Below are 11,903 nucleotides of genomic sequence, written 5' to 3'. Positions count from 1 at the left end.
GCCGGGGTGGACGGGATATGGGGCTGTCTCCTTGATTCTGCCAATTACAAGGGCGCTATGTAGGGAGAAATGCGCCCTTCCGCTAGGGAGAAGCACGAGTCTTTTGATTTGGGCGCGCAAAGGCGGTTCCGCGCGTGTCGTTTCGCGCCGGATGGCAGGCAATCGGGCTGCTGGCGGCGGGTCCGAAGCGCGCTTTGCGTCAGGCGGCGCTGCGCCACAGGTTGAACCGCGCCAGCTTGCCCGCGGCCGGCACCACCGCATCGATCCGCTCGGCCGGTTGCAACGCGGTGAGGATCGCCGGATCGGCGGCGTTCATTCCGCCGGTAAAGGCACCGAACGCGGGCAGGATCATCCGGCCCGACGGCTTACCGTCAACGTCCTCGTTGGCGCTCACCACCGCGCACGGGCGGCGGATCATCCGCTGGCGGACCTTGACCTGAAGGCGCGGGTGGTAATGACCGGACAGTTCGGGGCGGGTTTCACCCTTTTGCGCGCGGTGGCGCAGGATGACCCCGCCGACCTCCAGTTCCTCGGCCAGGCTGCCGCCGCACCGCGCATCCATATCGGGATCGTGATTGCCGGTAATCCAGACCCAGTCGACCGCTTTGGTGAGCGCCTCCAGCATTCCGCACGCATGGGGTTCGAGCCGCGCCGAACCTTCCGAATCGTGGAAGTTGTCGCCCAGCGTGATCACCCGGCGCGCACCCGTTTCGCGGATGGCCAGCGCCACCCGCTCCAGGGTTTCGCGGCTGTCGTAAGGCGGGATCATCTGGCCGTGGCGGGCAAAAAAGCTTCCTTTTTCAAGGTGCAGGTCCGCAACCAGCAACGCACGTTCGCGCGGCCAGTAAAGCGCGCGGCCTTCGGTGAGGAGCCATTCCTCGCCAGCGAACGAAAGGGGAACCATGGCGGGCTATTGCCGCAGGCGCTCTGGAATGGCAAGTCCGCGCCATGACCGACTGGACCCCCCATACCGCCCGCGCGAAAGACTGGTTCGAAGCCCTGCGCGACAGCATCTGCACCGAATTCGAGGCCATCGAACGCGAGGCTGGCTCCGACGCCAGCTTCGAATACGACAGCTGGCAGCGCGAAGAAGAAGGCAATGCCGATCCCGGCGGCGGCACTCGCGGGCTGATGAAGGGGAAGGTGTTCGAAAAGGTCGGGGTCAATGTCTCGACCGTGCGCGGCAATTTCTCCACCGAATTTGCGGCGCAGGTCAACGGCGCCAGCGCGGAACAGCCCGGCTTTACCGCCACCGGCATCAGCCTGGTCGCGCATATGGCCAATCCGCACGTGCCCGCCGTGCACATGAACACGCGTTTCCTCACGACCAGCGCCGCGTGGTTCGGCGGCGGGGCGGATCTCAACCCGCCGATCCCTTACGAGGAAGATACCGAGCAATTCCACGCCCGCTTTCGCGCCGCCTGTGCCGCGCATAACCCCACCTATTACGAACGCTTCAAAAAGTGGGCGGACGACTATTTCTACATCCCCCACCGCGGGGTTCACCGCGGCGTCGGCGGGATATTCTACGACCATCTCGAATGCGCCGACGATGCCGCATTCGAACGCAATTTCGCCTTCACGCGCGATGTGGGGGACGCGTTTCTCGATATCTATCCCAAGCTGGTGCGCCGCCGGATGGACAGCGAATTCACCCCGGCCGAAAAGCAGACCCAGCTGGAGTGGCGCGGGCGCTATGCGGAGTTCAACCTCGTCTACGATCGCGGAACGCTTTTCGGGCTCAAGACCGGGGGCAACATCGACGCAATCCTGATGAGCCTGCCGCCCGAGGCCGTGTGGAGCTGACCCAGATCACCGTCACCGACGCCGACCGGGCGGACCTGGCGGGACGGAACCGGGCCATCGACCCCGCGGCTTTGGACGGCCTGCATTTTCTCGGCGCGTACAGGCGCGAAATCCCGTCCAATCTGACGCGCATGATGGAAAACGCGTATGATTGGGAACATCTGCCGTTCGTCCACCCGTCGTCCTTCGCCGCGATCGCGCCGGTGGAGACTGGAACGTGGGGCTGGCGCTGCAAGACCGCGCTACCGAACGGAGCGGGCACCCAGCTGATCGAATTGCTGGTGGACGAACCGCGCCACTACTGGGCAACGACCGTGGTCGAAGGGGCGGGCAAGGGCACGCAGATCCACACGCAGGCAAGCGCCAGTCCGAACGGCGGGATCACTGTCGATGTGCGGTTCTATCTACCGCAGGCCCCCGAAAGCGAACAGCAGGCGGCAATGATCCTCGCCTATCTGCAGGCGCAATACGCCACGCTTTACGACGAGGACGAAACCCTGATGCGCGGGCGCCAGGACGCGCTGGACGAGCGCAAGGCACGGCGCGGGTCAACCGCCGGGGTGGAGGATATTGCGGCCGTCGATATGGGGCCTGAAGCGGCTCTCGACCGGGGGCGGGTGCATGAGGGAATGTCAGGCGCGAACCGCGTGTTGGTGCGCTACGCGGGCGGCGCATGGCGGGCGCACGCGGCGCGTTGCCCGCACGCGCTGGCACCGCTCGACACCGCCACCGGCGACGATCAGGGCACCATTACATGCCCCTGGCACGGATATCGCTTCGACCTGACCAGCGGCGTGGAATCCCGTGGCCGCTGTGGCGCGCTGGCAATCTACCAGACGGCGATCGAAGATGGCCGTCTGGTCGTGCGTGGGGCCAACGGCACGGTCTAGTCTTCGGGCTGGTCCTTCGGCGCCCAGACGCGCACCCAGTCGACCAGCATCGCAACATTGCCCGCCTGCACCTTTTCGACCGTGGCGGCCGGAATGCCGTTGTACGGTTTCTCGATCCGGTTGGTCTTGAACGGGTAGGCGCCGCCCATTGCGAAATTCAGGATGATGTACTTGGGCGTATCGAAGCGCCACTTGCCGTAATTTTCCACCATCGGGCGGGTCACACGGTAGGTTACGTGGCCGTCGACTTCGAACAGGATCGCGTCTTTCGTCCATTCGACGGCGAAGTCGTGCCATTCGGTCACATCGACGCCTTCGGGGAAGAAGAACTTGTTCACCAGCGGCGTCTCGCCGGAATAGCCGGGGCCATGCAGGGCGACGCCGGTCCAGTCCTTTTCGCCAACATATTCCATGATGTCGATTTCGCCCGTGTCGGGCCACTTGCCGTTGCCCAGCAGCCAGAAGGCCGGCCACACACCTTCGGCATCGGGCATCCGGATGCGGGCTTCGGCCCGGCCATAGGTGAAGTCGAACTTCTCGCGGCTGTCGATCCGCCCGGAAACGAAATCGGCCTTGCGGTCGGGGTGGGGGTCGGCGCCCGGCTTGTGCAGCGGACGAAGCATCAGCACCCCGCCTTGCGCGCCTTTGACGCCGTCGACGAAGCCGATCACCGCGGGATCGTCGATATAGGCCTGCTGTTCGTTGTTGACCCAGAAATCGGGCCCGATGACGTTCCATTTGGTCCGATCGATAGCGGGCGCGTCAAATTCATCCGAAAACACCAGCGTGCGGTCCTGCGGGTCATCCTGGGCGGCAAGTGGGGCGGCAAGCGCACCGACCAGCGAAGCGGTGAATGCAAAACGGGTCATCGAAACTCTCCAATTCAGACCTTTGCGGTTCTGTGAACGTTATCATTGCGGAATTGAAACCCTGCGTCCAGCCTTGCGGATACGTTTTCGTGCGTGGCTCTGGCGCGCGGGCGCAGGATGGGCGATAGGCTGCCGCATTGTAACCAAGTGCCGGGTCGCCATCCGGTGCCGAACAGATAGCCCTGGAGACCTCCCATGCGCCGCATTGCTGCCCCCATCGCCCTGCTGCTCGCAAGCACCGCCTGCACGACCATCGACACCGAACCGCTTGCAAAGGCCCCGATGGATGCACGGGTTGCGCCGATCCTGACAAGCGCCGACGCGCTCGACATCGCGACATACGCGCGCCCGCAAATCGCGCGCGTGACGCATGTGGCGCTCGACCTTGCGCTGGATTTCGATGCCAAGCGCGTCGGCGGTACCGCGGTTCTCGATGTCATGGCGGCCCCGGGGGCCGACGAGATCGTGCTCGATTCCAACGGGCTTGAAATCTCCAGCGTGACCGGCGCGGACGGTACACCGCTTGCGTTCACCATCGGCGCGACGGCGACCGATGCCGAAAAGGGCGCGCCGTTGACCATCGCCATCGGGGATGCCCGCCAGATACGCATCGCCTATGCCGCGCCCGCCGATGCCGCCGCGCTGCAATGGCTCAGCCCGGAACAGACCGCTGGCGGCACGCATCCCTTCCTGTTCAGCCAGGGGCAGGCGATCCTCAACCGTACGTGGATTCCCACGCAGGACAGCCCCGGAATTCGCCAGACATGGGAAGCGCGGATTACCGCACCCAAGCCGCTCGACGTGGTGATGTCGGGCGTCGCCCAGGGTGAGCCCGAAGAGCTTGGCGATGGCCGCCAGGCGTTCCGTTTCGTGATGGACAAGCCCGTCCCCCCTTACCTGATCGCGATCGCCGCCGGGGATATCGATTTCGCCGCGATCGGCCCGCGCACCGGCGTGTGGGCGGAACCGTCCGTTCTTGCCAGCGCGCGTTACGAAGTGGCGGACACCGAAGACATGGTGACGGCCGCGGAGGGGCTTTACGGGCCTTACCGATGGGGCCGTTACGACATGATCGTGCTGCCACCGGCGTTTCCTTTCGGGGGGATGGAAAACCCGGTCATGACCTTCCTGACGCCCACTTTCATCGCGGGGGACCGCAGCCTGACGGGCCTGGTCGCGCATGAACTGGCGCACAGCTGGTCGGGGAACCTGGTGACCAACGCGGTGTGGGGCGACGGATGGCTCAACGAAGGCGTGACGTCCTATTTCGAGAACCGCATCGTGGAAGAAATCTACGGCACCAAGCGCGCCCGCCAGGAAGTCGCGCTCGACTACATGGCGATCCTCGAAACGCTCGACGAAGTGGGCGCGGATGCGCCGGGCACCGCGTTGCACCAGCCCGATGGCACCGACAGCGCCGGTTCGGCCATCGTCTACAACAAGGGCGCGGCGTTCCTGCGCACGCTGGAAAGGGCCGTGGGCCGCGAACGGTTCGATGCGTGGCTGCGTCAATGGTTCGATGGTCATGCGTTCCAGCCGGCGACATCGAACATGATCTACGAAGACATGAAGGCCAACCTTGCCGGCAGCGCAGCGGAAGCGGACCAATTGAAACTGAAGGAATGGATCTATGCGCCGGGCCTGCCGGACAACGTGGCCAAGCCCGATCCGGCCGCCTTCGCAACCAGCGACGCGGCGTCGCAGCGTTACGCCGCCGACGGTACGATCCCGTCCGACTGGGCCGCATGGACATCGGCAGAACGCCAGCGTTTCCTGCAGAACCTGCCGCAGGAATTGGACGGATCGCGTCTCGCCCTGCTGGATGATCGGTTGAAGCTGTCGGCCACCGGCAACAACGAGGAACTGTTCCTCTGGCTCGAGCTGGCGCTTGCCAACCGCTACGAACCCGCCGTCCCGCAGGCCGAGGCGTTTCTGGCACGCGTGGGCCGGGCAAAGTTCGTTCGTCCGCTGTTCGCCACCTTGTGGAATCAGGGCGATTGGGGCCGCCCCATCGCCACGCGGATCTACGCCAGGACGCGGGCCAGCTACCACGCGGTGACCCAGCGCGGTGTCGATCGGGTGCTGGCTTCGGATTGACGGGCCGCAGGCGGACCTTGCGAGGCCTTTGGGGCCCGCAAGGTCAGTGGCGGAGCGGGTGGGATTCGAACCCACGATACGGGGTTACCGTATACACACTTTCCAGGCGTGCGCCTTCGACCACTCGGCCACCGCTCCGCATGCCTGATCTGGCAGAGGCGCGCGTCTAGCGGCCACTGGTGGGAATCGCAAGCCGAAGCGGTGCCGGGACATTCCACTTTGTGAATTTAGTGATACAACCTGTTCCGGCAGCGGTGCTGCGCGGAATGGCATTCCCTGCGAACACCGCTTCAGAGCCCCTTTCCGCCCTCCAAAACGCGCGGGGAGGGGCTTTTGCATGACCCGTTGGCCAGCCGGCGGCCAGATGGCGGCCAGTTGACGGCGAAGCGGTGGCGCGGCCGGAAAATCGGTGGCAAGACAAGGCCATGACCAAACCCATCCTTACGCTCGCCGCGCTGCTTGCGCTGACCGCACCCGCCGCTGCGCAGGAGGAGCCGCAAGGTGCGCCTTCACCGAACGAGATCGTGGCGCAGGCGGAACCGGATGAATGGGTGGCGATCGCCGCGGAGGACCTGGTGGTGATGACCCTCGCTCCCGATGCCGAGGGAAAGGAACGCAAGGTCGTGATCCAGCTCATGCCCGCGCCGTTCTCGCAAGGCTGGGTCGAGAACATCCGCACGCTCGCGCGGGCCAAGTGGTATGACGGCATCAGCGTCAACCGCGTGCAGGACAATTACGTCGTCCAGTGGGGGGATCTCAATTACGACAACCCCGAGGCAGAAGGCGAACCGAAGCTGCTGCCCGAAGGGCTGCGGGTGATGGACGAGAGCGAATATGTTCAAGCGATCCGGAGTGACGACCTGCTTGCGCGGACCAGATATCCCGATCCCTACAGTGGATGGAGTGCACTGATCGGTGGATGGCCGATGGGGGCGCTTCAGGAAACCGTGCATTCCAATCAATACAGGGCATGGCCCACCCACTGCTACGGCATGGTCGGCGTTGGCCGCAACTACTCGCCGGACACCGGTTCGGGCGCCGAACTCTACACCGTGATCGGCCACGCGCCGAGGCATCTCGACCGCAATATCGCGCTGGTCGGGCGGATCGTGGAGGGGATGGAGCATCTCTCCTCCCTGCCGCGCGGAACGGGCGATCTGGGCTTCTATTCGGCCCAGGAGGCGGACAAGCGCACGCCGATCCTGACAGTGCGCGTAGCCAGCGACCTGGCCGAGGCCGAGCGCCCGGCGTTCGAATACCTTTCGACCGATGGCGAGACCTTCGCCCGCTATGCCGACGCGCGCGCCAACCGCCGCGATCCGTTTTTCATCGTGCCTGCGGGCGGGGCGGACATCTGCAATATCCCGGTCCCGGTACGCCGCACCGGACAGTGATCGAGCAGATCGCCTTTTCCGCCGAAATCGGGTGCTGGCAGGGCGAAAAGGCGGTCTATCACATAGTCACCGTGGGCGGAGGGGAGGCCGAAGCGATCACCATGCACGAACGCCTTCGCCACCTCGAATTCGGCGGCAGGCGCGGGTTCGGCTCGGTCAAGGTGATGGCGCGCATCGGCGACACAGGATGGAAGACATCGGTCTTTCCATCGAAGACCGGCGAATGGTGGCTGCTGGTGGGCAAGAAAGTGCTCAAGGCCGAAGATCTCGTCGCCGGAGACAGGGCGCAGGTGAAGCTGGAGCTGCTTTAGACCCGCTGCATCAATTCGATGCGGTTGCCGAAGGGATCGGCGATGTCGCCCCTCCGGTACCCATCCAGCGGCTTGCCCGGCTTGAACGGAATGCCTGCCTTGGCCAAGGCGATTTCCAGTGCGGCAAGGTCGTCGACGAGCAGCGCGGGATGCGCGCGTCGGGCGGGGAGGAACCCGTCTTCCACGCCGCAATGGATGGCCACCCCGCGGCCTTCGAACCAGCAGCCCCCGTTCACCGCAAGATGCGCGGGTTTGACCACTTCGGTCAGCCCCATGACGCTGGTCCAGAAACGGCGCGCGTGCGCCTCGCCGCCATGCGGCATGGCGAGCTGGACGTGATCGATGCCGACGATCGTCACACGCGTTCCGCCTGGGCGACGGAATCGCTGGCCCGAAGTGCACTGAGGATGCGGCTTATGTGCGCAAGATCCTGCACCTCGAGATCGACTTCGTAGGTGGTGAACGGGTGGTCGAGCTGTGTCTGCTCGAGGCTTTTCACGTTGACGTGGTTCTGCGCGAAGATGCCCGCCATTTCCGCCAGTGTGCCCGGCCGGTCGTACAAAGTCACACGCATGCGGCCCACGGCGCCGCGCGAACGCTTGCCCCATGACAGGTCAAGCCAGTCGTTATCGATGCCGCTGGCCAGCTGATGGCAATCGATCGCGTGCACTTCGACCCCCTCGTTGGGTTTGCGAAGGCCCACGATCCGATCGCCCGGAACCGGATGGCAGCATTCTGCCAGCTGGAATCCCACGCCGGGTGTGAGGCCGCGGATCGACAGAGCCTTGCCGCTTTTGGTCCAGTCGAGTTCGTCGTCCAGTTCGGCCGTACATCCGGGGACCAGCGCTTCCATGACTTCGCGGTCGCCGATGGTAGCGGACCCGATGGCGTAATAGAGGTCTTCCTCTTCTTCCATCTCCAGCCGCTTGATCGCTTCGCGGGTGGCCTTCTTGCCGATCTTGGCGGGCACGCGAAGCGCGATTTCATCGAACAGCTTCTTGCCGATTTCGGCCACTTCGGCGCGTTCCTTGAGCCGCACCGCCCGGCGGATCGCGGCGCGCGCCTTGCCGGTCACCACGAAACCCAGCCAGCTCATCTGCGGGTCGGCGTTGTCGCTCTTGATGATCTCCACCACGTCGCCGTTCTGGAGCTGGGTCCGCAGCGGCATGTGCCGCCCGTTGATTTTCGACCCCACGGTTTGCGCGCCCAGATCGGTGTGAACGGCAAAAGCAAAATCGACCGGAGTGGACCCCTTGGGAAGCTGAAACAGCGCGCCTTTGGGGGTGAAGGCGAAGATGCGATCCTGGTAGATCGCCATGCGCGTGTGTTCGAGCAGTTCTTCGGGATCGTGGCTGGCATCGACGATTTCGATCAGGTCGCGCAACCAGCCAACCTGGCCATCGGGACGGTTGCCTTGCTTGTAGGCCCAGTGCGCGGCAAAACCGAATTCGTTCAGCCGGTGCATCTCGCGCGTGCGGATCTGCACCTCGACGCGCATCGACTTGCCGTAGATCAACGATGTGTGGAGGCTGCGATACCCGTTGTTCTTGGGTGTCGAGATGTAATCCTTGAACTTGCCGGGCAGGAACTGCCACGTCGTGTGCAGGACACCCAGCGCGCGATAACAGCCCGCGATGTCTTCCGTGATGACGCGAAAGGCCATGATGTCGGTCACCTGCTCGAAGCTGACGTGCCGTTCGGCCATCTTGCGCCAGATCGAATAGGGGTGCTTCTCGCGGCCCGACACTTCGGTGGCTATCCCTGCTTCCGCCAGCGCATGCTTCATGTCGAGCGCGATGGCATCCACTTGCCCGCCGTCTTCGGCGCGGATCTGTTCTAGCCGGTGATTGATGGTCGCGAACGCTTCAGGCTCGATCTGTTCGAAGGCGAGCATCTGCATTTCGCGCATATATTCGTACATGCCCACGCGTTCGGCCAGCGGGGCATAGATATCCATCGTCTCGCGCGCGATGCGCTGGCGCTTCTCCGGGTTCTTGATGAAATGGAGTGTGCGCATGTTGTGCAGCCGGTCGCCCAGCTTGACCATCAGAACGCGGATATCCTCGCTCATCGCCAGCAGGAACTTGCGCAGGTTTTCCGCCGCGCGTTCGTTTTCCGGCATCTGCTCGATCTTGGACAGCTTGGTCACGCCGTCGACCAGCCTTGCAACGTCGGTTCCGAAGTTGGCTTCGATGTCCTCGATCGTCGCCAGCGTGTCTTCCACCGTATCGTGGAGCAGCGCGGTCATGATCGTTTCCTGGTCGAGCTTCAGGTCGGTCATCAAACCGGCGACTTCGACAGGATGGCTGAAATAGGGATCGCCGCTGGCGCGGGTCTGGGTGCCGTGCTTCTGCACCGTATAGACATAGGCACGGTTAAGCAGCGCCTCGTCGGCGTCGGGGTCGTATTCCTTGACCCGCTCTACGAGTTCGTACTGACGCAGCATCCGTCATAAATGTGCGGATCGCCACCAAGGGGCAAGGTATTTCCGGCGATCGGCGCGACATTCCGCCAGAATTTTCCCAATTTCGCGCGATGCGTGCCGGGGTGATGCAACCGCCCGGCATGGCCGCCTGCATCGGGCATTACAAAACGGGCACGCAAATCGAAGGGATTGCCGCAATCACCGGTCAGCAGAAGACCCGCGCCCGCTGCCATCCTTGCCGCAAGTAATGGATACCTCTGCGCTCTCATAATCGAAGGCGAACAGGGTGTCGCCGCGGCGGCGATGGCGGATATGGTCGGGCAGGGGTTCGGCAGGCAGGCCGGCGTCGCGCGCCGCGCGTTCGACCACGGCTTCGATGAAGCTGCCTTCGGGCCAGCAGGCGGCATAGCGGACGCGGCCATGCTTCCAGCAGGCGACCCGCCCGTCGATGCCCGTCATGTCGGGTGTGGCTTCGCCTTCGAGATGGTCGAACCAGCCGGTCGCCAGCCAGCCTTCGCCCTCGATGCCAAGGCCGGGGCGCCAGCTTTCGCTCAGCACCACGCGCCCTGCGACGAGCTGTTCCAGCTTTCCGGGGGCGAGCGTTGGAGGAATGGCAAAATCATCGCCGCGCGATCCGCTGCGCGGACCGATGACAACTTCGCCCTTGAAGCCTTGCAGGCTGGCAACCAGCGCGTCGGGCACGATCGGCAGGCACGGTACGATCACCAGCGCATAGCCATCGAGATTGGCGTCGGGCGAAAGGATATCGACGTTGAGCCCAAGGCGCCGCAGCGCCGAATAGCAGTTGAAAGCCGCCCAAAGCGCGGATTTGCCATCGCCCTGCGGCTGGATCTGCGTCATCCATTCGGCGGGGTAGGAAAAGATCACGGCGGCCTGCTTTGCCGGCGCACCGCCCGTGAGCGTGGCGAGATCGTCCGCCGCAGCGCGCGCTTCGGCCAAGGCAGGGGCCGGGCTGGCGTCGGGCCGAAGAAGCCCTGCGTGCATCTGTTCCTGCGCCTGCGGGAACTGGCGCCAGCGAAAATAACTGACCAGTTCGGCACCGTGGGCATAGGCTTCCAGCGTCCACAGCCTGACCATTCCGGGAAGCGGCGCGGGATTGTGACGCGCCCAGTTGACCGGCCCCGGCTGCTGTTCCAGCACCGACCAACGCCCACCCCTCGCGCAGCCGCGATACAGATCGTGGTGGAAGGCCGCGATGTCGGGGTGCCCCTGGTGGGCGAAGCGACGCTTGTCGTCCTCGCTGAAGCGGAACATTTCGAGGAAGCCAAGCGGATAGCTGTCCCACCCGAGCACATCGAGATCGGCGGCAAGATCGTGGTGATCGTAGCCGGTATAAAATCCCATCGCGTTGTGGGTGATGTCGCGGCCCGGACTGCATTGGCGCAGAATTTCCACCTGCGCCCTGTTGAAGGCGACCACCTGGTCGGACGAAAAGCGGCGGAAGGCCAGCCAATGCGCCGGGTTTGCTTCGGTCACGGTCAGATTGGGCAGGTCGATTTCGTCGAAACTGCGATATTCCATCGACCAGAAGACATTGCCCCACGCCTGGTTGAGGCTCAAGGCGGTGCCGTACCGGTCCGCCAACCAGCGGCGGAATGCTGCGCGCGCGGCGGACGAGAAACTCTGCGCGGTATCGTGGCACCCGTATTCGTTGTCCGTCTGCCAGGCGACGACACCGGGATGCGACCCGTAGCGTTCGGCCACCGCGCGGGTGATGCGGGCCGCCTCGCGGGCGTATCCTGTGTGGCTGAAGCAGTAATGCCGCCGCGATCCGAACCCGCGCGGCTTCCCGTCACGGTCGATGGCGACCATGTCCGGCATGGCATCGACGATCCACTTGGGCGGGGTGGCGGTGGGTGTGCCCATGATGATGCCAAGCCCAGCGCCGTGCAGCACGTCGATCGCCCGGTCCAGCCAGCCCCAGTCGAAGCGGCCCTGTTCCGGTTCGATCCGGCTCCACGCGAATTCACCGATGCGCACCCGCGTCAGGCCCGCCTGCACCATCAGCCGCGCATCTTCGGGCCACCGGCTTTCCGGCCAGTGTTCGGGATAATAGCAGACGCCCAGTTCCATCGCCTTGCGTCTATCGC

11 protein-coding genes and 1 tRNA gene are annotated in these 11,903 nt (G+C 64.5%); 5 read left to right on the top strand and 7 right to left on the bottom strand.

The genetic code is table 11. The features are described from left to right. Positions 1 to 199 precede the first annotated feature (199 nt). On the bottom strand, positions 200 to 904 hold the full coding sequence (gene pdeM, locus VR863_RS10765; RefSeq protein ID WP_324828465.1) for a ligase-associated DNA damage response endonuclease PdeM: 705 nt from the start codon (positions 902 to 904) through the stop codon (positions 200 to 202). Positions 905 to 948: 44 nt separating this feature from the next. Between pdeM and hemF the strand changes: the two genes are divergently transcribed. Together hemF and VR863_RS10755 are read left to right on the top strand one after the other, a co-directional pair. Next, on the top strand, positions 949 to 1,806 hold the full coding sequence (hemF, locus tag VR863_RS10760) for an oxygen-dependent coproporphyrinogen oxidase (protein WP_324828464.1): 858 nt from the start codon (positions 949 to 951) through the stop codon (positions 1,804 to 1,806). Beyond that, a complete protein-coding gene (locus VR863_RS10755; protein WP_324828463.1) occupies positions 1,797 to 2,696 on the top strand; it encodes a Rieske (2Fe-2S) protein in 900 nt (299 codons plus the stop codon). The genes hemF and VR863_RS10755 overlap by 10 nt, the downstream gene beginning before the upstream one ends. On the opposite strand, the gene VR863_RS10750 is transcribed toward VR863_RS10755, so the two are convergent. Then, positions 2,693 to 3,565, bottom strand: coding sequence for a glycoside hydrolase family 16 protein (locus VR863_RS10750; protein WP_324828462.1), 873 nt, complete (start codon positions 3,563 to 3,565; stop codon positions 2,693 to 2,695). The genes VR863_RS10755 and VR863_RS10750 overlap by 4 nt on opposite strands. A 195-nt stretch (positions 3,566 to 3,760) precedes the next feature. On the opposite strand from VR863_RS10750, the gene VR863_RS10745 reads away from it, so the two are divergent. Further along, positions 3,761 to 5,662: a M1 family metallopeptidase gene (locus VR863_RS10745; RefSeq protein ID WP_324828461.1), complete on the top strand. Its 1,902-nt coding sequence runs from the start codon at positions 3,761 to 3,763 to the stop codon at positions 5,660 to 5,662. A gap of 47 nt (positions 5,663 to 5,709) precedes the next feature. Here VR863_RS10745 and VR863_RS10740 read toward each other — a convergent pair. Beyond that, positions 5,710 to 5,800, bottom strand: a tRNA-Ser gene (locus tag VR863_RS10740). A gap of 287 nt (positions 5,801 to 6,087) precedes the next feature. Between VR863_RS10740 and VR863_RS10735 the strand changes: the two genes are divergently transcribed. Then, positions 6,088 to 7,056 carry a peptidylprolyl isomerase gene (locus VR863_RS10735; RefSeq protein WP_324828460.1) on the top strand — a complete coding sequence of 323 codons (969 nt, stop codon included), beginning with the start codon at positions 6,088 to 6,090 and terminating at the stop codon, positions 7,054 to 7,056. Next, entirely contained in the window at positions 7,053 to 7,367 is a 315-nt protein-coding gene (locus VR863_RS10730; RefSeq protein WP_324828459.1) for a DUF1905 domain-containing protein, read from the top strand. Before VR863_RS10735 ends, VR863_RS10730 begins: the two co-directional genes overlap by 4 nt. Here VR863_RS10730 and VR863_RS10725 read toward each other — a convergent pair. Genes VR863_RS10725 through VR863_RS10710 form a run of 4 tightly spaced genes read right to left on the bottom strand, consistent with a single transcriptional unit; the run spans position 7,364 to position 11,886 of the window. Next, positions 7,364 to 7,726, bottom strand: coding sequence for a VOC family protein (locus VR863_RS10725; protein ID WP_324828458.1), 363 nt, complete (start codon positions 7,724 to 7,726; stop codon positions 7,364 to 7,366). The genes VR863_RS10730 and VR863_RS10725 overlap by 4 nt on opposite strands. After that, positions 7,723 to 9,813 (bottom strand): RelA/SpoT family protein, encoded by a 2,091-nt coding sequence (locus tag VR863_RS10720; protein ID WP_324828457.1) that lies wholly within the window; start codon positions 9,811 to 9,813, stop codon positions 7,723 to 7,725. The genes VR863_RS10725 and VR863_RS10720 overlap by 4 nt, the downstream gene beginning before the upstream one ends. Beyond that, positions 9,789 to 9,953: a hypothetical protein gene (locus tag VR863_RS10715; protein ID WP_324828456.1), complete on the bottom strand. Its 165-nt coding sequence runs from the start codon at positions 9,951 to 9,953 to the stop codon at positions 9,789 to 9,791. The genes VR863_RS10720 and VR863_RS10715 overlap by 25 nt, the downstream gene beginning before the upstream one ends. Before the next feature lie 37 nt (positions 9,954 to 9,990). Then, complete coding sequence (locus tag VR863_RS10710) at positions 9,991 to 11,886, bottom strand: beta-galactosidase (RefSeq protein ID WP_324828455.1); 1,896 nt, start codon at positions 11,884 to 11,886, stop codon at positions 9,991 to 9,993. Positions 11,887 to 11,903 lie beyond the last annotated feature (17 nt).

Source organism: Qipengyuania zhejiangensis, assembly GCF_035607565.1.
Taxonomy (GTDB): domain Bacteria; phylum Pseudomonadota; class Alphaproteobacteria; order Sphingomonadales; family Sphingomonadaceae; genus Qipengyuania; species Qipengyuania zhejiangensis.
The sequence above is the reverse complement of the archived record's forward strand: the minus strand, read 5'-3'. Positions and strand labels throughout refer to the sequence as shown.

Excerpts from the sequence above, each read along its gene's own strand:
- pdeM (WP_324828465.1), bottom strand. The coding sequence starts at position 904 with ATGGTTCCCCTTTCGTTCGCTGGCGAGGAATGGCTCCTCACCGAAGGC.
- hemF (WP_324828464.1), top strand. The coding sequence starts at position 949 with ATGACCGACTGGACCCCCCATACCGCCCGCGCGAAAGACTGGTTCGAA.
- VR863_RS10750 (WP_324828462.1), bottom strand. The coding sequence starts at position 3,565 with ATGACCCGTTTTGCATTCACCGCTTCGCTGGTCGGTGCGCTTGCCGCC.
- VR863_RS10745 (WP_324828461.1), top strand. The coding sequence starts at position 3,761 with ATGCGCCGCATTGCTGCCCCCATCGCCCTGCTGCTCGCAAGCACCGCC.
- VR863_RS10735 (WP_324828460.1), top strand. The coding sequence starts at position 6,088 with ATGACCAAACCCATCCTTACGCTCGCCGCGCTGCTTGCGCTGACCGCA.
- VR863_RS10720 (WP_324828457.1), bottom strand. The coding sequence starts at position 9,813 with ATGCTGCGTCAGTACGAACTCGTAGAGCGGGTCAAGGAATACGACCCC.
- VR863_RS10715 (WP_324828456.1), bottom strand. The coding sequence starts at position 9,953 with ATGCCCGATGCAGGCGGCCATGCCGGGCGGTTGCATCACCCCGGCACG.
- VR863_RS10710 (WP_324828455.1), bottom strand. The coding sequence starts at position 11,886 with ATGGAACTGGGCGTCTGCTATTATCCCGAACACTGGCCGGAAAGCCGG.